17 protein-coding genes are annotated in these 20,638 nt (G+C 48.6%); 7 read left to right on the forward strand and 10 right to left on the reverse strand.

Annotated elements, in window-relative coordinates; all coding sequences use genetic code 11:
* Nucleotides 1-13: 13 nt before the first annotated feature.
* Nucleotides 14-1,183, reverse strand: a complete 1,170-nt coding sequence (locus tag BN1360_RS21660) for an amidohydrolase (protein WP_068781947.1) — start codon at nucleotides 1,181-1,183, stop codon at nucleotides 14-16.
* Between the two features lie 212 nt (nucleotides 1,184-1,395).
* On the opposite strand from BN1360_RS21660, the gene BN1360_RS21665 reads away from it, so the two are divergent.
* Together BN1360_RS21665 and ftsW are read left to right on the forward strand one after the other, a co-directional pair.
* On the forward strand, nucleotides 1,396-1,737 hold the full coding sequence (locus tag BN1360_RS21665; protein WP_068781948.1) for a YugN family protein: 342 nt from the start codon (nucleotides 1,396-1,398) through the stop codon (nucleotides 1,735-1,737).
* 11 nt (nucleotides 1,738-1,748) lie between these two features.
* A complete protein-coding gene (gene ftsW / locus BN1360_RS21670) occupies nucleotides 1,749-2,999 on the forward strand; it encodes a putative lipid II flippase FtsW (protein WP_068781949.1) in 1,251 nt (416 codons plus the stop codon).
* Between the two features lie 111 nt (nucleotides 3,000-3,110).
* On the opposite strand, the gene BN1360_RS21675 is transcribed toward ftsW, so the two are convergent.
* Complete coding sequence (locus BN1360_RS21675) at nucleotides 3,111-3,473, reverse strand: Asp23/Gls24 family envelope stress response protein (RefSeq protein WP_068781950.1); 363 nt, start codon at nucleotides 3,471-3,473, stop codon at nucleotides 3,111-3,113.
* A 169-nt stretch (nucleotides 3,474-3,642) separates the two neighbouring features.
* Between BN1360_RS21675 and cax the strand changes: the two genes are divergently transcribed.
* Complete coding sequence (gene cax, locus BN1360_RS21680) at nucleotides 3,643-4,722, forward strand: calcium/proton exchanger (RefSeq protein WP_068781951.1); 1,080 nt, start codon at nucleotides 3,643-3,645, stop codon at nucleotides 4,720-4,722.
* A 91-nt stretch (nucleotides 4,723-4,813) separates the two neighbouring features.
* On the opposite strand, the gene BN1360_RS21685 is transcribed toward cax, so the two are convergent.
* From BN1360_RS21685 to BN1360_RS21705, 5 genes are all read right to left on the reverse strand, one after another.
* Complete coding sequence (locus tag BN1360_RS21685) at nucleotides 4,814-5,104, reverse strand: Fpa/YlaN family protein (protein ID WP_068781952.1); 291 nt, start codon at nucleotides 5,102-5,104, stop codon at nucleotides 4,814-4,816.
* Between the two features lie 182 nt (nucleotides 5,105-5,286).
* Entirely contained in the window at nucleotides 5,287-5,532 is a 246-nt protein-coding gene (locus BN1360_RS21690; RefSeq protein WP_068781953.1) for an HPr family phosphocarrier protein, read from the reverse strand.
* Between the two features lie 119 nt (nucleotides 5,533-5,651).
* Complete coding sequence (locus tag BN1360_RS21695) at nucleotides 5,652-6,767, reverse strand: aminopeptidase (protein ID WP_068781954.1); 1,116 nt, start codon at nucleotides 6,765-6,767, stop codon at nucleotides 5,652-5,654.
* 142 nt (nucleotides 6,768-6,909) lie between these two features.
* Nucleotides 6,910-7,746: a hypothetical protein gene (locus BN1360_RS21700; protein ID WP_068781955.1), complete on the reverse strand. Its 837-nt coding sequence runs from the start codon at nucleotides 7,744-7,746 to the stop codon at nucleotides 6,910-6,912.
* Between the two features lie 149 nt (nucleotides 7,747-7,895).
* Complete coding sequence (locus tag BN1360_RS21705; RefSeq protein WP_068781956.1) at nucleotides 7,896-9,887, reverse strand: sensor domain-containing diguanylate cyclase; 1,992 nt, start codon at nucleotides 9,885-9,887, stop codon at nucleotides 7,896-7,898.
* Between the two features lie 493 nt (nucleotides 9,888-10,380).
* Between BN1360_RS21705 and rpsD the strand changes: the two genes are divergently transcribed.
* Nucleotides 10,381-10,980: a 30S ribosomal protein S4 gene (gene rpsD, locus BN1360_RS21710; protein WP_068781957.1), complete on the forward strand. Its 600-nt coding sequence runs from the start codon at nucleotides 10,381-10,383 to the stop codon at nucleotides 10,978-10,980.
* Nucleotides 10,981-11,254: 274 nt separating this feature from the next.
* Nucleotides 11,255-14,356 (forward strand): transglycosylase domain-containing protein, encoded by a 3,102-nt coding sequence (locus BN1360_RS21715; protein WP_082790164.1) that lies wholly within the window; start codon nucleotides 11,255-11,257, stop codon nucleotides 14,354-14,356.
* A gap of 181 nt (nucleotides 14,357-14,537) precedes the next feature.
* Here BN1360_RS21715 and acsA read toward each other — a convergent pair whose 3' ends face one another.
* On the reverse strand, nucleotides 14,538-16,262 hold the full coding sequence (acsA, locus tag BN1360_RS21720) for an acetate--CoA ligase (RefSeq protein ID WP_068781958.1): 1,725 nt from the start codon (nucleotides 16,260-16,262) through the stop codon (nucleotides 14,538-14,540).
* Between the two features lie 306 nt (nucleotides 16,263-16,568).
* Between acsA and BN1360_RS21725 the strand changes: the two genes are divergently transcribed.
* Entirely contained in the window at nucleotides 16,569-17,201 is a 633-nt protein-coding gene (locus BN1360_RS21725) for a GNAT family N-acetyltransferase (protein ID WP_068781959.1), read from the forward strand.
* Between the two features lie 308 nt (nucleotides 17,202-17,509).
* The gene (locus BN1360_RS21730; protein ID WP_068781960.1) at nucleotides 17,510-18,694 is read left to right on the forward strand and encodes an acetoin utilization protein AcuC; all 1,185 of its coding nucleotides are present in this window, start codon (nucleotides 17,510-17,512) and stop codon (nucleotides 18,692-18,694) included.
* Between the two features lies 1 nt (nucleotide 18,695).
* On the opposite strand, the gene BN1360_RS21735 is transcribed toward BN1360_RS21730, so the two are convergent.
* Both BN1360_RS21735 and ccpA read right to left on the reverse strand, forming a co-directional pair.
* Nucleotides 18,696-19,397 carry a 5'-methylthioadenosine/adenosylhomocysteine nucleosidase gene (locus BN1360_RS21735; protein WP_068781961.1) on the reverse strand — a complete coding sequence of 234 codons (702 nt, stop codon included), beginning with the start codon at nucleotides 19,395-19,397 and terminating at the stop codon, nucleotides 18,696-18,698.
* A gap of 166 nt (nucleotides 19,398-19,563) precedes the next feature.
* On the reverse strand, nucleotides 19,564-20,568 hold the full coding sequence (ccpA, locus tag BN1360_RS21740) for a catabolite control protein A (protein WP_068781962.1): 1,005 nt from the start codon (nucleotides 20,566-20,568) through the stop codon (nucleotides 19,564-19,566).
* Between the last annotated feature and the right edge of the window lie 70 nt (nucleotides 20,569-20,638).

Consider the following 20,638-nt stretch of genomic DNA (forward strand, 5'->3'; position numbering starts at 1 on the left):
GGTTGACGTAAGCTTAATGCTCATCCTGATAAGTCTCCGCCATGGAGACCATTAGGGCCGCAGCATGAAGCATAGCTCCTTCGTCAATATCAAACCTTGGGTGATGATGCGGATGTACAATTCCCTTCTCTTCATTGCCGGCACCAACGAGCACGAAGCAGCCCGGGATCTGCTGTAAATAATAGGAAAAGTCCTCTGCCGGCATAATTTGCGCCGCGATCTCTCCTTGTAATCCGGGCACCTTGCCTACGGCCCGTTGGAAGCGATCAACTTCTGCCTCATCATTGACCAGGCTAGGATAGCCAGTAATGTAGTGGATGTGGGCCTCGGTGCCATACGATTGGGTAATCCCCTCTACCAGAGCATGGATTCGCTCGCGGATCACCTGTCTTGTAGACTCATCGAAGCATCTGGCAGTCCCGGATAGACGGCAGCGATCGGCAATGACGTTTTGTGCCGTTCCGCCTTGAATCGAGCCGATGGTTACTACAGCAGGTTGCAGGGGATCTACGGAGCGGCTAACCACGCTCTGCAATTGCATCACAAGCGACGATCCGGCTACGACGCTATCCACCGCTTTGTGCGGCATCCCCCCATGGCCTCCGCGCCCTTGGATATCAATGAAGAAGTCATCTACCGAAGCCATCATCGGTCCGGCAACGCTGGCCGCCGTACCTAGCGGCAGCGGAGTCCAGAGATGCACGCCATAGATCACATCAACGCCTTTCAATGCCCCCGCTTCAATCATCCCGACCGCTCCGCCGGGACAGGTCTCCTCAGCAGGCTGGAACAGGAGACGGATCTCCCCGCGCAGCTCCTGCAGCCGCTTACTGTAATATTCAGCCACCGCCAGCAGCACGGAGGTATGCCCGTCATGGCCGCAGGCGTGCATCACTCCAGGGACCTCGGAGGCATACTCGCACTCCTTCTCGTCCTGGATAGGCAGAGCGTCCATATCAGCACGAAGTGCGATCGTCTTGCCTGGCAAAGCGCCACGCAGTCGGCCAACCAGCCCGTAGCCCCCTTCTATTTCCGTGACCTCTATTCCAAGTTCCTTCAAAATACCTGCCACATAGGCAGAGGTCTCCTTCTCTTTGAACGACAGCTCCGGATGGCGGTGCAGATGTCTTCTTCGCTCTACCATCGCTCCAAACAGCTTCTCCAAATCTCCCAGCTCCACCATATCACTTCCTTATAGTAAGGTATCAAAAAGTTATCCGTTAAAACCTTTGCAAAATATTTAAGTTATATTGTAGCAGAAAATCCGTTTATTCGGATACTGGGTTGGGCAAGAAAGCGGCAGCAACCCCCTATGAGCTGTGTTGATCAAACCTTGCGTAAGTAGTAGAAACATAATATCATGAGAGGAGAACTTTTAAGGGGGCATATTGGACGATGATTGTTGAAAATACGGGTTTAGACGGATTACAAAGCGATTTAGCTTACTTGGACGAATCCGCTGAGAAAGTCGGCTTCATCCGCTGGCAATGGGAATATTACCGTGCTACATACGATTACAAAATTGAATTCAACAATGATGACTACTACCTCCGAATTAATACGCGTGCCGTTGAAGGCAAACTGGAGCGTCCTGACACGGTTCTGGCTATCGAAGCCGTATATATGGGGCGGGCTACCTTCCCGCACGGTCTCGAATACGAATCGGAGATCCCGGCACAAGTAATTAAGACAGCCAATAGCAAACTAACCGAGCTAAAGGATCTGCTCGAAGCTTGAGCGAACAATAGATGAAAGACAGCCAAGATAGACCTAGACGCGGAACACCCGACTTCCAGTTGCTTATTTTGACTTTATTGCTTGTTGGATTCGGGATTGTCATGGTGTTTAGCTCCAGCTCCAGCGTGACTCAATTTAGTGAGAGATTCAGTTATAATCCCTTATATTTTACGAAGAAGCAAATCATTTTTGCGGGGGTTGGCATCTTCGGAATGTTTATTACGATGAATATTCCTTATGAGAAATTCCGCAAGCTCTTCGCACCGATATTCATCCTGGCTATTATTCTGTTGATGATCGTTCCCTTTATGAGCAAGATCAACGGAGCCAGTTCCTGGCTCCAGATCGGTTCACTGGGCATCCAGCCGACCGAGCTGGCCAAGATTACGACGATTATGTATCTGGCTGCTCTAATATCCAAGAAGGGAGAACGATTCCGAGATCTGAGGACCGGTTATATTCCTGTTATGGTCATTGTCGGCTTCGTGGCCGGACTCATCATGCTGCAGCCGGATTTGGGTTCCTGTATGATTCTTGTAGCCACAGCCGGGTTGATTATTTTGGCCGGCGGCGCCAACATGAAGCATATCCTCGGTTCGATCGGGCTCCTGATTCTCGGTGCCAGCATCGTCCTGGGAATCGGCTCGCTATGGAACAAAATTAATCCCCCTAGCGAATCCGCCGGATCAGGCAGCCAATATCAGTTGGACCGGATCAAAGCGTATATTGATCCGTGGGCAGATCCTCAGCATACGAGCTACAACCTCATTCAATCGCTGACTGCAATGGGTCACGGAGGAGTGACAGGCACCGGATTTGGACAAGGTATTCAGAAGCTGCATTATTTGCCGAATGCCTATAATGACTTCATTTTCTCGGTCATCGGTGAAGAGTTCGGATTTATCGGCACGTTTTTGTTCCTGCTCTTCTATCTATATTTTATATGGAGGGGTCTGCTCGTCTCCTTGCGCTGCTCCAGCGCCTTCGGTACATTGCTGGGCGTTGGCATTATGGGGCTTATCGCCATTCAATCCTTCATCAACATCGGAGGGGTAACTCGTACAATCCCGATTACCGGCGTAACCTTGCCGTTTATTAGCTATGGCGGTTCATCGCTGGTTGTCATGCTGCTCGCCATGGGAATGGTACTTAGCATTTCCAGAGAATCGTCGCTTCCGTCGAAGCAGGAGAAAACCAAATCGGTTGTGGTCAAGGAAGAGAGCGTATTCGAACGAAATCAACGCAGACACCGCAATATGTAATTCTATTCAAAAAAGACTGCTGGATCAAGATCCGCAGTCTTTTTCTAATTCAATTCTGAAAGCTGGATAGCGTCAAAAACTATGTAATCCATAACTCTGATCATCTGTCAGTTATGCCTCATCGTCTTTAAATGCTACACCTTCAACCTTCACATTGACTTCAACAACCTTAAGCCCGGTCATACTCTCAACGGCTTCCCGCACATTTTGTTGCAACATGCGGCATACCTCATGGATTGGAGTCTCATAGAGAACGATAATCCGCAAATCGATCGCCGCTTCCAATTGACCGACCTCTACGGTAACGCCTTTTTGCACGTTCTTGCCACTCAACCGTTTTGCCCAACCTTCAGACAATCCTCCGGACATTGCAGCAATACCCGGTGTTTCCAAGGCGGCCATACCCGCGACTTTGGATACAACATCATCTGAAATTTTAATCATACCCATATCCAATTGCAGTTGCTCGGTCATGGTTATCCCTCCTTCAACCTACTACCTATATTTTATATGGTAAGACCAAGTAAAGCAAATATATAGACCACATCAAATGTTTGAATTATAATCTTCAATTGTTGGTATATTAAATTGAAAAATGAATTGAGTCTGCCATCATTAAATCCTGTATACCGAGGTGCATTTCATGAAAAAATTTATTTCACCTGGCTTGCTAATCCTGACCTTCCTGCTTAGCGCTCTAGGGCACTACGCTCATTGGCCGGATACGCTTCAGTTCATCATTTCAGCTATATCCGTCATCTTCGTAGCCGGGTTTCTCGGCAAAGCAACCGAGAGTGTCGCCCACTATGCCGGACAGCGGCTTGGCGGCTTCCTTAACGCAACCTTTGGCAATGCCGCAGAACTTATCATCGGTATTTTACTCGTTCGTGAAGGAATGTTCGATACAGTCAAGGCGAGCATCACCGGATCGATCATCGGTAATCTGCTGCTTGTACTCGGCCTAAGCCTGTTCGCTGGCGGGTTGAAATACAAGGTACAGCACTTCAATGTTCCGCTGGCCAATATGAACGGCTCTCTAATGATCGTCGCGGTCATCGCTCTATTCATCCCTGCTATCTTCCTGCAGACCCATGTGCTTCACGAAGAAGACCGTACCACCCTGAGCCTTGTCGTAGGCGGGATTCTTATTGTTGCTTATATTCTCTGGCTAATCTTCTCAATGATTACACATAAGAAATATTTGAGCGATGTTGTTGAGAAGCACAAGCCGGAGGAATGGGAAGCAGAGGAAGAACACGGCCCGGCCTGGTCGAAAAAAAGATCCATTCTCTATCTCATCCTTGCTACAGTCATGGTTGCTTTCGTTAGTGAATGGCTTGTACATACGTTAGATACATTCACACAGAAATTCGGCCTAAGCGAAATCTTTGTCGGTGCGTTCGTCGTCGCCATTATCGGAAATGCTGCAGAGCATAGCGCTGCAGTACTGCTCGCGATGAAGAACAAAATTGGCGCCGCCGTGGAGATTGCCGTCGGAAGCAGTCTGCAGATCTCCCTGTTCGTCGCCCCTGTCCTTATCTTCGTCAGCCATCTGTTCGGAAAACCGATGGACATCGTCTTTACGATCATCGAGCTTGCAGCTATCGGCGTATCCGTATTTATCGCCAAATCGATTATTCAGGACGGTCAGACGAACTGGTATGAAGGCTTGCTGCTGCTTTCCGTATATGCCATCCTTGGCGTTTCGTTCTACCTGGTGTAGACGCTGATTTACTATCCGCAAAAAATAAAGCGCAGATTCGGGCCCCCGAATTCTGCGCTTTATAAATTATATCGCTCAATTGACGCAAAGACTAAGCTTCTCGGTTATTCATCGCTTCGTACAGGGATGCCAGATTCCGTTCGAGTCTGCTTATGATTAGCTTGCCCTCCTGTTCCTGTACCAGGCCGGCGCGTATCGCATAATCCACCTGTCTTGAGAAACCGTACATCTGGGTATCCAGAACTTCCTCATAGAGAGGGCAATAACGAGTAGCGAGATTCTCCATCTGTACTTCGATCAGTTTCTCTATTTTATCTGCATCTTCCTTCAGAAGATTAAGCGCTTTGAGATTAATTTGCTCCTGTATATCAGATGAAGTCATTGTTTCTTCCCCCCTATGTCCTTATCACTCATCAACTCTATTCTTAATATTAGACGAAATTCAGGGCCAATACAAGAACCTCTCCAAATAATCACTCTCTTAAAAATTATATGTCAAAATATTATATGTATACAAAAAAACACTTCCGCCCATAGGACGGAAATGTTTTCCTGTTACTTGACTTATTCGGCCACAACCTGAACCTTCAAGCCGTGTTTTGCGAACACTTCCGATACGGCTTTTTTCGCTTCGTCCGCATCCGGTCCATGGACATGCAATTGATAGTCCTGTGTATTAACAAGTGTAGTAAAAAGGCCGAGAATACTCTTAACATCGATATACTTGCTGTCAGCTTGCAACACGATAGAAGAAGTAAATTTGCCTGCTGTCTGAGCAATTTCAACAATCGCTTGATTATTATTTGCCATTGGAATCCCTCCGCGTCGATACTGTAGAATTTATACAATATAATGATACCTTGAATCCGCTTTCCAGGCAAGGAATTTTCTCTTAAAGGTGGTGCATACAGGCGCTTCGCTCAAGCGCTTTACTTGAGATTCTCCGGATTCAAACCTTCCAGTTCTGGAATTACAAAAATACCATCCTTACGAATTAATACGTCGTCGAAGTAGATTTCCCCGCCGCCGTATTCAGGGCGCTGAATAAGTACCAGGTCCCAATGGATTGAGGAACGGTTGCCGTTATCTGTCTCATCATATGCTTGACCCGGTGTAAAGTGCAGGCTGCCGGCGATCTTCTCGTCGAACAGGATATCCTTCATCGGATGAAGAATGTACGGGTTAAAGCCAATCGCAAATTCACCGATATATCTGGCTCCCTCATCCGAATCCAAAATTTCATTCAGACGAGCTGTATCATTGCTGGTTGCCTCCACAATTTTGCCGTTCTCGAAGCGGAACTTAATATTCTCAAAGGTGATGCCATTGTATAGAGTAGCCGCATTATAGCTGATCGTGCCGTTAACGGAATCCCGTACAGGAGCGCTGTACACCTCTCCATCAGGGATATTCTTTTGACCAGAGCATTTCTCTGCGCCGATGTCTTTAATCGAAAAGCTCAGATCGGTGCCTGGGCTTACGATGCGTACCTTGTCAGTACGCTTCATCAGATCGGCAAGCGCATCCTGGGCGCGATCCATCTTGGCATAATCCAGATTACATACATCAAAATAGAAGTTCTCGAAGGCTTCCGTGCTTACATTAGCCAGTTGGGCCATGCTTGCGTTCGGATAGCGGAGCACCACCCATTTCGTATGCTTCACACGCTGCTCGCTATGAACCGGATGCTGGTAATGAGCATTGTACAATTTCATCTTATCTTCCGGAACATCGGATGTATCATTTACATTTGACCCGGCGCGAATCCCGATGTAGCAGTCCATCATTTGCATTCTGTGCAGGTCATATTCGGCCCAGGCTTTAATGCCTTCCTCGGTTGCATACTTCAACTGTGCGCTCTGCAGCGCCTTGTCCGTTAATTCAACGAAGGCATGACCGCCCTTCTTCCCCACTTCTTCAACAATCGCTTTAATCAGATCGCGTTCATCACCGATCATCTCCACAAGTACATTCTCGCCAGGCTGAACATTAACGGAATAGCCTACGAGATTTTCTGCCAACTTTTGAATTCTAGGGTCTCTCATAATACTTGCCTCCTCATCACATAACGGGCAGTAACTTACCGCTGCCCCTAACCACACAATCTCTATTGAACAATGGTTAATTCTTCATTATTGTACCACTACACCCTCTTTAAGTCAGCCCGCCACTGCGCGACTTAATCCCTTATTTAATCTTCGAGAACTGATTATCCGTATAGAGTACTTCATGTTCGGTAATTCCGAGCGGATTCGGGTAGGATAATCTCGTCTCGGATACGAGTCTGGCCGGAAGGCCTGTCTTGCGGTTCACGGTCAAATAATATATCACCTTGGCATTCGCTTGTTGCATCATTTGCTCCAGCTGCTTGTTCCCGTTCACCCAAAGATTGTTCATCTCCGTCTCAACCTCAGATGAATACTTGGAGTTAACCTGCTTCAACTTGCTGCTCCAGTCTGTCCTTATCCCTTCCATCTCTCCGTCCAGCTTGGCCTTCAGCTGCTGCTTGGCCTCCTGAGGGTCAAGTTCAATTCGCAGCACCTCCGTCCCCCTTGCAGCGCCCTTCTCTAACGACAGGCTCTTTCTGCTTGCCCTGCGGATATCTTCCAGTTGATCCAGCGGGTTCAACCGGGCTATCCCACGGGTCAAAGCGTTGGCATCGGAGGACGCGATCATCCAGGCCCCTCCCTGCCAGCGCAGCTTTGCTTCAAGTCCTTGGCCTGTCTGGACCTCGGCGCTCTGCAGTTTTTGCCCCTGTCCACCGGGGAGAACCGTGCGCATATTTAATTCATGGTGATCATTCAACTCACCGACATAAGCGAATGAATCTTCGATCTTCTCCTGCTTCCCGCGAGCAAGAACTGCATTGCCTTGGAAGGTCAGCTGCTCATGGCCCGCAAGCCCGGCATAAGTGAGATCGAACCAATCCTTTGCCGTCTTCGTCTCCCCGATCTGGCAAGCTGCCACAGGCAGAACGAGGCTAAATACAACCGTTAGCTTTATCACGGATAACCGTATTCTCATATTGCGATCAGACTCCTCTACTACAAGCTCCTCACAGCTTTATAGAACATATTGTTCATGCAGTAGTAGGCTTTCCCCGTGTATGTAAACTATTCATCATTCCCTCATAAGAAAGGGACATCCTGTATTGGATGTCCCTTGAAATAACGCTACAGCTCGGGGTTCAAACCGATATGCGTCTGATTTCTACCATTGTTCTTCGCCTTGTACAAAGCCATATCGGCATAATAGAACAAGGATTCCACACTGATCTTCTCGCTGTCCCGCGTCCATTCGGCAATGCCGCAGGAGACGGTTACCTTCGGGTCGGTCTCGCTGGCTACCCGCAATCGGATCGTCTCAGCGATCTGATATCCGCTCTCGACATCGGCACCCGGTAAGTAGATGGCCAGTTCCTCGCCTCCCCAACGGGCTGCGATATCCGTCTTGCGAATCGCGCTTCTGACGATGGAGCTAACCTCGCGCAATATTTTGTCCCCGATCTGATGGCCATAAGTATCATTGATCCCTTTGAACTGATCGATATCGACGATAATCAATGACCCGCCTTCATCCTTGCGCTGATGCTTCTGCACCGACTCGTCCAGATAATGGCGTGCGTACAGCTCGGTCAGCATATCACGATTCGCCATTCTGCGCACTTCAGCATGCAGCGAGGCGTTAGCAATCGCAAGCCCGATATGCTGCGACAGGATTTGCAGCAGCTTGTAATTATCATAGGAGAAGAAACGTTCCTCCCGGTGAGCGAGCATGATCGCCCCATTCACTTCACCGCGCACGATGATCGGCGCTGCGATCAGCGAACGCGACTTGGTTTCCTCCATGAATTTGGAAGAGATTTTCCCGTAAGCCTGGTAATCCGACAAAATAATGGGCTCTCTTGTAGAGTAGACAAGCCCGTTGAATCCATAATCTTTAGGGAAGAACTCTTTGAATATTCTTGGAAAATTGGAGGACATAATCTCGAAGCAGTCGCTCTCTTTATCCAATTGTGAGATACAGCAATATTCCGCCTTGAAAATCGAGAGCAGTTCTTCTGTCGCAAATTTAAATACTTCCTTCAGACGCAAGCTCTGATTCAGCCGTTTGACCAACTCGTTAATCAGACGAAGCTCGCTGATCAGCAGATTTGACTGCTCGTACAGCTTGGCATTCTCAAAAGCAGTTCCTGCCGTATCCCCGAGAATGCCGATCAGCTGCAGATCCGCCTCCTCGATCTCATCAGAGAGGAACAGGTGCAACACTCCGTAAGCGCCCTGCTTGCCAATTAACGGAACGGCAATCTCAGCATAGCTGCTTCCATCTTCCTTCCGCTTGTCCTCCCACAGCATAACCCCGTCCATAAACGCCCGGACACACATGCCGTCTTGTTCTCCCTGAAGCTGCAGCGTTCTAATCCGCGGATCGCGGCTCGGATGATCCTGGGACATTAACAGTTCTACCTTCGCGTCTGGATACATGCCCGCGATGCGTTCAAATACTTCCTTCAAAACAGAGTCCACATCAATCTTGTCAGAGAGGCGCTGGATGACTTGAAACAGCATGGCACGGCGCTGCTCCTCCCGCTTCGCCTGATTCTGGGCATTCAGCAAGTCTTCCACAAATAAAGCCTCGAACCGTTTATAGAAGCAAGCCAACAAATGCTGAGCGGCCGTGTTCACGATCATCTCTGCAAATGGGAACTGACTCTCATTCACGTTATTAATATGGCAGCCCAACACGGCAAAAACCTCATGGTGATGACGTGTCTTGACCGGCGACAGAACATAGGCGCCCATCTGGTCTTTGACGGACAGAGTGCCTTTTTGTTCAAGAACCTCTCTTAAGTTGTTGGAAATTATATGTTGATCTGAGATATCAACCTGTATTAGCGGCTGAGAGATGAGAATTTCTCCGAGGTAATTGGCGAGAAACCACCCGGCTTGATGCGAGTCGGGAAAAGAGGGTTGCTGCGGCAGCCAGTCCGAGTAAGATGCCAGCAAAAGCGAGTCCAGATACGGGAAATCGAAATCATTGATATCGAGTTGTTCCAGCCAGTTCTTCTGCTCGGCTTGACCTTCCTCTTCTATTCTCAGCGGCAAAGGCAAATCTGAATTTGCTCTGAACGTCATCGTCACGTCTGTTCGTGATTGTTCTGCCATAATAAAAGCTCCTTTTCACTGCCCATTCAGCAGCGACTTAATATACAGCGAAGCTATAATGACTCTGCCCGGAGTATAAAATATCACATATGTGCTTAATTATAATAGTTGTTTCAAAAAAATTAATTTCCCGAAGTTTGCTATCAATGATTATTTTACTATCAATTTTACTATTTTGCATTAAAAATCCTTCATTTTGTCCCATATTTTTAGGACCAATGCCCTATCGACAATTTTCTCGCTTTTCAAACAAAAACTCATACTTGACATTATATACCCATTTCATATAATATTTATTGTTGATTAAGACTGGATAGAGTCTTACTTAGGGCATAACCATTGCGAGCACCCTCTCGGATTTTGTTGCTGACAGGACAGCGGCTGAACTTTCTTGTCAGAGAGCGGTATTCTTCTATCCACCGCACAACTAAACAAAATCCGCGCAAAATAGAACCCTACAATAATAAACGTAAAAAAAGGAGTCTATTATACAATGGCACGTTACACTGGTCCTAAATTTAAACTCAGCCGCCGCCTTGGCATCTCTTTGAGCGGTACTGGCAAAGATTTGAAACGCCCTTTCCCTCCTGGACAACATGGTCCTAACCAACGGAGAAAAATCAGCAACTATGGCATGCAGTTGATGGAGAAGCAAAAACTGCGTCATATGTACGGCTTGGGCGAAAAACAATTCCGTACTTTGTTTGAAAAAGCACAAAAAATGCAAGGTATTGCTGGTGAAAACTTCATGATCTTGCTGGAAAGCCGTTTGGACAACCTTGTATATCGTCTTGGTTTTGCTAATTCCCGTGCAGGCGCACGTCAATTGGTATCCCACGGACATATCACTGTTAACGGCAAGAAGGTAAACATTCCATCCTTCCGCGTAAGCTTGGGTGATGTAATCAGCCTTCGCGAAAGAAGCCGCGGTCAATCTTCTGTCAAAGAAGCTTTGGAAAACCGTTCGCATCTTCCAGCCTATCTTGAATACAACGACAACGCTATGGAAGGCAAATTCATTCGCTTGCCAGAACGCGCTGAGTTGTCCCAAGATATCGACGAGAAGCAAATCGTCGAATTCTACAACCGTTAATATCTGTTCGCTGATCGAGCTGCTTCCAAGGTTTTTAGAGCCTTGGGGCAGCTTTTTTCATGATGGAGTTTCCCCTGGTTCAGACCCTGCCTTTATTTCCCCCTTCCGGCAACTCATTCCCTCATTTCGTTTTGTATATAATAGAGAATATTCAAAGATCAAAGATTCCCCTTATGCTTGGTTTAAATCTTAAAATCGTCAATAAAGGCGAAAAAGCGGTCATTTTCCTCATTTTTTATGCTATAATGTTGCTTGTTATAAAGGAGGATACTGCATGGTTCATGAGAACGATAAAAGCTCCGGACGGCCGTCAGGTCAAGGCATCTCCCGGAGCAATAAAAACGAGAAAAGCGAGAAAAGCAAGAAACCTCCCCGTAAGCGCAGCAAGTGGCGTTGGGTCTGGACGTCTCTCAGCGTCCTCATCATGCTTATTATTGCCGGAGTTCTCTTTGCAGGAGGGGCCGTCTTCGGCTATGTAACCTCTATCGTAAAAGATGACCCTGTACGTTCACGGGAAGATATCGAGCAGAAAATCGCATATAACGAAATCACCGGATTTGCCTATTTCCGCAATGGTGATCCTATCGGCCAGCTTCGTACCGAAGAAGATCGACGGCCAATCAGCACCGAGGAGATCCCCAATTCTGTAGTCGATGCATTACTCGCCATCGAGGACAATCATTTTTACGATCATAAAGGGATCGACTTCAAAGGGACGCTGCGCGCTGTCAAACAGAAACTGCTGAATGAAAACGTGCAGACCGGCGGCAGTACACTGACTCAACAGTTGGCACGCCGCGTCTTTTTAAATCTGGATCGTACAAGCGATCGCAAAATCAAGGAAATGCTGCTCGCTTTGCGGTTGGAACGCTTTCTGTCCAAGCCGGAAATTTTGACCGCTTATCTCAATAAGGTACCGTTCGGCAACGGTTCCAACGGCTATCAAGTGTATGGAATCAAGGCAGCAGCAAAGGGCATTTTCAATATTTCTAATCTGAGTGATCTCAATATTGCTGAATCGGCTTATCTGGCAGGGCTGCCGCAGCTCCCTTCTTCTTACTCCGCTTACAACGGCAAAGGGGAGTTTAACGAAGAAGCGTTTGAACGAGCGCTGAAGAGACAGCGTCTTGTGCTGCAGAGAATGCTTGAAGAGAGCAAAATTACGAATGAGCAGTACCAGGAGGCTCTGGCGTTTGATATCAAAGGAGTGCTCGCTCCGCAGACGAAGAAAGCCTATGAGACTTTCCCATATCTTATGCTGGAGACCGAGCGGCAGGCCGCCATCGTTATTGCAATGTTGAATAACCCGAACATGACCAAAGAGGAAGTTTCCAAAAATCCGCAAATGATTGAGGAAGCGCGTCAGGAATTGTTGACCGGGGGTTATCGGGTTTATACGACGATTGACAAGAAAGTATACAACTCGATGCATAAGGTATCCGACAATGCCGATAACTTCTCGCCTCTCAGCAAGACCAAAGGGCTTGAGCAAGTTGCCGGAATCATGCTTGATAATCGTACAGGCGCTATTCTCGGCATGATCGAAGGTCGCGATTTCTACACCGAGCAAATGAATTATGCAACGCAGATGGTTCGCCAGCCGGGTTCAACGATGAAACCGATCGCCGCCTATTTGCCAGCTATGGAAGCCGGGTTAATCCAGCCAGCCAGCATTATTGACGATTCGCCGATCATCCTGCGCGACTATCAGAAGGGTTACCATATTCCGGTCAACTCCAGCGGCGGCTATAAAGGTCTGGTTACAGCCCGCACCGCCTTGAATGAATCTCGAAATATTCCGGCGCTAAGGGTGTTTAACGATGTGGTTGGCATCGAGAAGGCCTGGGACTTCTCCCGAAAGCTCGGAATCACTACCCTGGATGAAAAAGATAACGGAGCAACAACAGGTGTACTGGGTGGCCTCACACGCGGAGTAACCGTTGAAGAGCTGACGAATGCTTACAGTTCCATCGCTAACGGCGGTAATTTTACGGACTCCTACATGATTGAGAAGATCACCGATTCCAAAGGCAAGATCGTCTATAAGCATGAGGTTAAGCCGGAGCGAGTATTCTCGGAGCAAACCGCTTATCTGATGACCGATATGCTGCGCACCGTTATTACAGACGGTACCGGCAAATCGATCAAGTCTTCCTTCAAGAATTATGGCAAAATTCCGATTGTCGGCAAGACCGGAACAACGCAAAATTATGCCGACGTGTGGTTTATGGGATATACCCCGGACGTAACACTAGGAATATGGATCGGGTACAAGGAACCGGCCAACACCTTATCCGATGCCGGTAAATCCCGGGCTCGCTCGATCTGGGCCTCTGTTATGAATGAAGTGACCGAGAACGAGAAAGAACTGTTCGTCACACCAAGTTTTACAAAGCCTGACGGTATCGTCTCCAAGACGGTCTCCGGCTATAGCGGCAAGCTGCCGACTGAATTAACGAGAGAGGCCGGCAAGCTGGTTACCGATATTTTCAATGCTAAATATGTCCCTACCGAACCTGATGACGTATTGGTAAGAATGAAATATATCACTTATGACGGTGTCAACTATATTCCGCAAGAAGCGACTCCTTCCGATATGGTTCGGGAGAAGGTTGTTGTAAAGCGGGCCAAACCGATCAAAGAATTGATTGAAGAATTGCAGCATGCCTTCTCTGTTATGAAGGGCGGCCATCGCTCACTCGATTACTATATGCCGAAAGATGCAGGGGAAGACGCTCCGAACAAGATCGACCCGCGGGTGGATGACGGAGCAGCTCCAGCGGCGCCTAGCAATATCAGACTGACTGGCGAAGGCAGCATTACCTTTAATAAAAATAGTGAGAAGGATGTTGTAGGCTATCGCTTGTATCGTTCTACGGATGGCATAAATTATCAGAATACGGGGAAGGTAATACTCGTCGGCGAGACTACGCAGTTCTCTGATTCAGGCGGAGCAGCGTTCAGTTATTATGTGACGGCGGTTGATGTTGCTGGCAAGGAATCCGAGCCGAGCGCCATCGTTAGCAGCGCATGGACTCCTGAGCAGCCTTTCCCTAGAGAGGAACTTCCATGGCCAAACGATCCGGATGACTCATCCAATGGTCAGTCACTCCCGGCGGCTCCCGTTCAAGTAAATATTCAGGGAGATAACGGACAGTACACGGTGAGTTGGGCTGCCAATGCCCACGATGACCAGGTAACAAGCTACGGCATCTACTTCTCCGATCGTTCGGACGGCTCCTACTCCAATATAGGCTCTACGCCAGGAACGCAGTTCAGCTTCCAGAGCGATGCCTCAAATGGCTGGATCAAGGTTACCGCCTTTAACAGTAAAGGCGAATCTATCCCGTCATCCCCAGTGAAGTTTGGCAGCTAAGCGGATATAACACAAACAGAGGGTTCCAGGAAGATTTTCCTGGAACCCTCTTTATTTATGTCACATCCAACGTGATAAAAAGTACGGTTTTCGGCACCCAAGCTCAAGCTTCCGGATGCAGTTCTTCAATGCGCTGCGGTTGAATGAAGCTGGATCTGCAGTTCACAGCGTACTCAGCCCTCTAATCCTCAATTGTGGACAAATCACCGGTTGGAAGATTCAACTCCCAGGCTTTCAGTACCCGGCGCATGATTTTACCGGAACGGGTCTTAGGCAGCTTATCCTTGAATTCAATCTCGCGTGGAGCCGCGTGCGCAGACAAGCCTTCCTTGACGAAACGGGAAATCTCCGCCTTAAGCTCATCGGTAGCCACATACCCTTCCCGCAGAGAGACAAAGGCCTTGATAATCTCACCGCGAACCGGATCCGGCTTGCCGATAACTCCCGCCTCGGCTACAGCCGGATGCTCCACCAGCTTGCTCTCGACCTCAAACGGTCCGATGCGCTCGCCTGAAGAGTTGATTACGTCATCGATCCGGCCTTGGAACCAAAAGTACCCGTCCTCATCCATATAAGCCGTATCACCGGAAATATACCAGCCCGGGATGCGGAAGTACTCCTCATACTTCGGTGCATTGTTCCAGATCAGGCGCATCATGGACGGCCATGGCGTACGAATCGCCAGATTCCCCATCCGGTTTGGTGGGAGCTCCTTGCCGTTATCATCGATAATCGCCGCCTCTATACCTGGCACCGGCTTGCCCATGGAGCCCGGCTTGATCGGCATCGACGGATAGTTGCAGATCAATTGCCCGCCTGTCTCCGTCATCCACCAGGTATCATGAATTCGATGGCCATAGACTCTATGTCCCCAGCGAACCACCTCCGGGTTAAGCGGCTCGCCCACAGATAGGACATGCCTTAACGAGGAGAGATCATACTGCTTCACGATATCCTCACCAGCTCCCATAAGCATACGGAAAGCCGTTGGTGCGCTGTACCATATTGTCACCTGGTTGTTAGCAATCGTCTCATACCAGTCGCCAGGGCCAAATCTGCCCCCGCGGACTACGTTAGTAACCCCATGCAGCCAAGGTGCGAATATCCCGTATGAGGTTCCCGTGACCCAGCCCGGGTCGGCCGTGCACCAATATACATCCCCTTCGCGCAAATCCAGGACGACTCTGCCCGTGTGATAATGCTGAACCATTGCATTGTGGACATGGTACACTCCCTTCGGTCTCCCCGTTGAACCGGAAGTATAATGAAGGATCATTCCGTCCTCACGATTAAGCCATTCAATCTCCGCTTCAGGGGAGGCCTGCTTCATCTTGGCATGGTAATCAAGCGTATTCTCATCCTCGGCGACGTTCTCGCCCACGACGAATACCGTCTTCAGCAGCGGCAGCTCATCCCGCTTTATTCGCGGCAGCAATGCCGGAGTCGTAATGATCGCGGTGGCTCCGCTATCCTCAAGTCTATCTTTGACTGCCGTTTCCATAAAAGCTTCGAACAATGGCCCAACGACCGCACCAACCTTAAGCGTGCCGAGAAGTGTAATATATAGCTCAGGACTGCGTGGCATGAAAATAAATACACGATCCCCTTTTGCTATTCCACGACTGCGCAGCACATTGGCAAAGCGGTTGGTCTGGTCCTTCAGATCCTGAAAGGTATACGATTCATTGCGGCTTGCATCACTGAACCGCAGCGCAACGCGATCCCCTTTGCCAGCATCAACATGGCGATCTATCGCCTCATAGGCCATATTCACCTTACCTGTCTCATACCAGGAAAATTGCTTCTCTACTTCCTCCCAATTAAAATTCGCATACGCTTCTTCATAGCTGCCCAGATGGGATGAGGCGGCCTCCGCCCAAATAATTTCTCCTTGCAGTTGACTCATTGTTCCATCCTCCTTGAATCTGTAAGATTGAAATAAATGAAAATAAAAGATGAAGATATGAAAACGGATACAAAAATGGGATGAATAGAAGGGTAATTTAGTTTGATAAAGAGTAGGATGGTATCCGTTCTATGAAGAAGCAAAAAAGAGGAGAGAAGTTTGTAAATAACATCACATTGTCAATGTATAATTGTGATCTTTTTGTGTCGGATATCATTATAGCACACGTTATTACGACACGGCTATACTTTTCAAATTTTCATTTTTCTGTTATAAGTGAGAGGAAAGAGCTAAGGAGGCGGTCCCATGGAACACCGTAAAACGTATATCCGCCATACGATACCCTACCAGGATAATGAGATCGTCATCGAAGGTCCTGTCTCGCCTTCCCACCTGCAGACCTTGCAGATGCATCCCGAGCTGGATGCTTTTCGCAGGCCGAAGGACCAGCATGAGGCCTTGGTCGAAATTGCCGGCTTGCCGGAAGGGCGGATCATTCTGGCGAGAGTGAACGAAGTGATTGTTGGTTATGTGACCTTCCACTACCCGGATGAAATGGAGCGTTGGTCACAAGGGCAAATGCCCGATTTGATCGAGCTGGGCGCCATCGAAGTGGCCAATGCCTATCGTTCGATGAAGCTGGGGTCAAGAATGATTAATACCGCCTTTGAAGACAGTCAGATGGAGAAATATATTGTATTCACGACCGAATATTATTGGCACTGGGATTTAAAGAGCAGTGGACTCAGCGTCTGGGACTACCGCAAAATGATGGAGCGGCTGATGCAAACCGTAGATATGGTCTGGTATGCGACCGACGATCCGGAGATTTGCTCCCATCCGGCCAACTGCTTGATGGTACGTATCGGCAAAGAAGTGCCTATTGAATCGGAAGAGCAGTTTGATCGGATTCGTTTCCAGCAGCGCTTTATGTATTAGAGGATATTTAAAAATTCCACCTTGGATTACGACGCAAACCAAGCATGTTCCACTTCGAATTTAGATTCAGCCGGGCCTAAGAGAATGCTGACAAAATCCTATTTCCTGCGGAAAACCTCTCAGGTGTTCACGTACAAATTACGTACGCTTCGCTCCTTTCGTCCCTGCTTCATCCAACTGAAGCGTTTTTGAAGAAACGCACATCGGAAGCATAAGCTTCAGTGCTGAAAACTGGCCTTTTTGATCTCGCATTTATTAATATGGGCTGCAAGCTGCAACTAAGGGCCATAAGGAAGGAAAGTGAGGCTATGTCTGGAAACGCTTTATTTGTTCATCATGAAGAGCTGTTTAATTATTGTTTTCATAACAATCATCCCTTTCATCCGATTCGTCTGCAATTGACATTGGATCTATTGAGGGAGATTCAAGCTCTGGCGCCCGAGCATATACTGCAATCACGCCCAGCCGTCCCCGGCGAACTGGAATGGGTTCACCAGCCTGCGTATGTGGAGGCCGTTCAGCAATTGAGCAAGAATTCGCCAGATTCCTCCTGGACGACACGAGCGGAACAGTACGGGTTGATGGACGAGGATACCCCTTTTTTTAGCGGAATGCATGATGCTGCAACGTATGTGGTGGGCGGTTCTATCACAGCGGTTGAAGCCGTCCTCTCCGGACAGACAACGCATGCCCTGCATTTAGGCGGCGGACTGCACCACGCACTCTCAGGCAAAGCAGCCGGTTTTTGCGTCTACAATGATGCTGCGGTGGCTATTGAATATGCCAGGCGTCAATACGGGGCCCGTGTACTCTATATTGATACCGATGTTCACCATGGAGATGGAGTACAATGGAGCTTCTATTCAGAACCAGAGGTTTGCACCTACTCAATTCATGAGACTGGCAAATATCTGTTTCCCGGTACAGGCTTCGTCCACGAACGCGGAGAGCATCACGGATATGGAGCATGCATGAATATCCCCTTGCAGCCTTATACCGAGGATGATTCCTGGATGGAGTGCTTCGAAGCGTCGGTCCGCAGACTCATCGATTACTACAAGCCGGATATGATCTTCAGTCTGCACGGCTGCGATGCCCACGCTCTCGATCCATTGTCCCACATGCAATGCAGTATGAGAATCTATCAGGAAATGCCTGCGATCCTGCACCAGCTGGCCCATATGTACTGCGAGGGACGCTGGGTAGCTGTCGGAGGCGGCGGTTATGACCTGTGGCGCGTTGTTCCCCGGGCATGGAGCCTGCTCTGGCTGGAGATGAGCGATCATCCGCTGAAGCGGCGGCTTGATACTGATCCCTCCCTTCATCTTCCGCAAGCCTGGGTCGATCGTTGGCAGGATCAGGCCGAGGTTCGGCTGCCTGCGACCTGGCTGGATGATCTGTCTCATTGGGAAGGCATCCCGCGCCGGGAGGAGATCACAGCCAAAAACCGCGATATTCTCGCGATCGCCTTGCAGGATTATCCTGAAATTTGATTCAGACAACTCTCTGCAGCATATCATTTACAATCTCAAACGATCGGTTCGCCGCCTTCTCTGTGAACTCGGCATAATTCACATCCGCTGTTCCGTCCGCCTTATCAGACATTGAGCGAAGTACTACATAAGGAATCTTATTCATATAGCAAACCTGGGCAACAGCAGAGCCTTCCATTTCTACGCAAGCTCCGGACATAGTCTCATATAGATCACTGACGAGATCACGGTCGGCGACGAATTGGTCCCCTGAGAGCACTCTGCCTACGATGAATTTATGGTCTGTACACAGCTTGGCACAGGCCTCTTGGGCCAGTTGGATCAAATCCTCATCCGCAGGAAAATCGGAGATTTCTTGATAAGGTATTATTCCGCGCTCATATCCGAGCGGTGTTACATCCATATCGTGCTGCTGGCAAGACGAAGAAATGACGATATCGCCAATATCAAGCGTTGGATGGACAGCCCCGGCAACTCCGGTAAACCAGATCATATTTACGCCAAAGCAGTCGATCAGCACCTGTGTTGTCATCGCTGCATTCACTTTACCAACTCCCGATTTGCACACGACAACGCTCTTGCCATGGAGCAAACCTTGAACGAAAGAGATGCCGGCCCGCTTCACTTCCTCCTTGTCATCCATCCCTTGCAGGAGCAGGGTGATTTCTTCATCCATCGCTCCGATAAGACCAATTCTACTCATAGTTCCACGACTCCTTCAGTTCGTATGTATAGCTCATTAAGCTCATTAAACCCTAAAAAAGCCCCTTCCAGAGAAGGAGCTTTTTTCCCGATAACCTTTTTCATATATTTGTTTGTGTCTATCTTCTATCTGATGGCCATCAGCATAGCTAAGGCCCAGTTAAGCATTACACATGACTGACAGAGAGACGTAAAATCGTCTCATGAGGCAAAATCACATGCGGGTTGTCCACCGCTTCCTTCTTCATCAGCTTCGTTAACAAGCGCATAGCGACCGCACCCAGGTCATACATCGGCTGGGCCACCGTCGTCAATTGCGGACGTACCATCGATGCCATGCGAATATTGTCCACGCTGATAATGGAGAAGTCGTCAGGAACTTTGAGACCTTCATCCTGAATGCTGTGAATAGCTCCAATAGCCATTTCGTCGGTCGCTGAGAATATAGCCGTCGGCCGTTTCTTGAGACCGAGGAAATACTTCATAGCCTCGACACCGGATTCGTAGCGGTAGTTGCCAATCCGCACCAAATCCTCTTGATACTCGATTCCAGCCGTCTCGAGAGCGCGTTTATAGCCCTGAAAACGTGCATAACCGTTCGCCGGGTCTTGCAAAGTACCGCTGATCATAGCAATATTGCGATGACCATGACGAATCAGCGTACTCACTGCATCAAATGCAGCAGCCTCGTGGTCAATATCCACGGATGGGAACATGCCCTTCTCGTCGCTCGTCGCACAAAGTACGATCGGAACAGACGAAGTCTGGAATGCCTGAACATGCTCTTCTGTTACTACTCCGCCCATGAAAAGAAGTCCGTCCACCTGCTTCTCAAGCAAGGTATTTACGACACGAATCTCCTTCTCCTTCTTCTTGTCTGCGTTACATAGGATAATGTTATAGTGGTACATGTTGGCGATGTCTTCGATACCTCGCGCAATCTCTGCAAAAATTGAATTTGAGATGTCTGGGATGACCACTCCGACCGTGGTCGTCTTCTTGCTGGCAAGACCTCTTGCCACCGCATTTGGACGATATCCCAAACGTTCAATCGCTTCGTATACTTTCTTCCTGGTCTGCGGCTTGACATTCGGATTGTTGTTTACAACCCGAGAAACCGTCGCCATCGAAACGCCCGCTTCACGTGCCACATCGTAAATGGTAACCGTCACATTCTTCTCTCCATTGCCAATAGATTTTCACTCGTTCATCCGGTAAGGTCCAGTACCCCAATTAGTTTAA

The organism is Paenibacillus sp. GM2 (genome assembly GCF_900069005.2).
Lineage (GTDB): Bacteria > Bacillota > Bacilli > Paenibacillales > Paenibacillaceae > Fontibacillus.

Bases quoted from the DNA above. Each gene is read 5' to 3' on its own strand.
- BN1360_RS21690 (WP_068781953.1), bottom strand. From the start codon at position 5,532: ATGGCAAATAATAATCAAGCGATTGTTGAAATTGCTCAGACAGCAGGC.
- BN1360_RS21695 (WP_068781954.1), bottom strand. From the start codon at position 6,767: ATGAGAGACCCTAGAATTCAAAAGTTGGCAGAAAATCTCGTAGGCTAT.
- BN1360_RS21730 (WP_068781960.1), top strand. From the start codon at position 17,510: ATGTCTGGAAACGCTTTATTTGTTCATCATGAAGAGCTGTTTAATTAT.
- BN1360_RS21735 (WP_068781961.1), bottom strand. From the start codon at position 19,397: ATGAGTAGAATTGGTCTTATCGGAGCGATGGATGAAGAAATCACCCTG.
- BN1360_RS21660 (WP_068781947.1), bottom strand. From the start codon at position 1,183: ATGGTGGAGCTGGGAGATTTGGAGAAGCTGTTTGGAGCGATGGTAGAG.
- cax (WP_068781951.1), top strand. From the start codon at position 3,643: ATGAAAAAATTTATTTCACCTGGCTTGCTAATCCTGACCTTCCTGCTT.
- BN1360_RS21725 (WP_068781959.1), top strand. From the start codon at position 16,569: ATGGAACACCGTAAAACGTATATCCGCCATACGATACCCTACCAGGAT.
- acsA (WP_068781958.1), bottom strand. From the start codon at position 16,262: ATGAGTCAACTGCAAGGAGAAATTATTTGGGCGGAGGCCGCCTCATCC.
- BN1360_RS21715 (WP_082790164.1), top strand. From the start codon at position 11,255: ATGGTTCATGAGAACGATAAAAGCTCCGGACGGCCGTCAGGTCAAGGC.
- ftsW (WP_068781949.1), top strand. From the start codon at position 1,749: ATGAAAGACAGCCAAGATAGACCTAGACGCGGAACACCCGACTTCCAG.
- rpsD (WP_068781957.1), top strand. From the start codon at position 10,381: ATGGCACGTTACACTGGTCCTAAATTTAAACTCAGCCGCCGCCTTGGC.
- BN1360_RS21685 (WP_068781952.1), bottom strand. From the start codon at position 5,104: ATGACTTCATCTGATATACAGGAGCAAATTAATCTCAAAGCGCTTAAT.
- BN1360_RS21700 (WP_068781955.1), bottom strand. From the start codon at position 7,746: ATGAGAATACGGTTATCCGTGATAAAGCTAACGGTTGTATTTAGCCTC.
- BN1360_RS21665 (WP_068781948.1), top strand. From the start codon at position 1,396: ATGATTGTTGAAAATACGGGTTTAGACGGATTACAAAGCGATTTAGCT.
- BN1360_RS21705 (WP_068781956.1), bottom strand. From the start codon at position 9,887: ATGGCAGAACAATCACGAACAGACGTGACGATGACGTTCAGAGCAAAT.
- BN1360_RS21675 (WP_068781950.1), bottom strand. From the start codon at position 3,473: ATGACCGAGCAACTGCAATTGGATATGGGTATGATTAAAATTTCAGAT.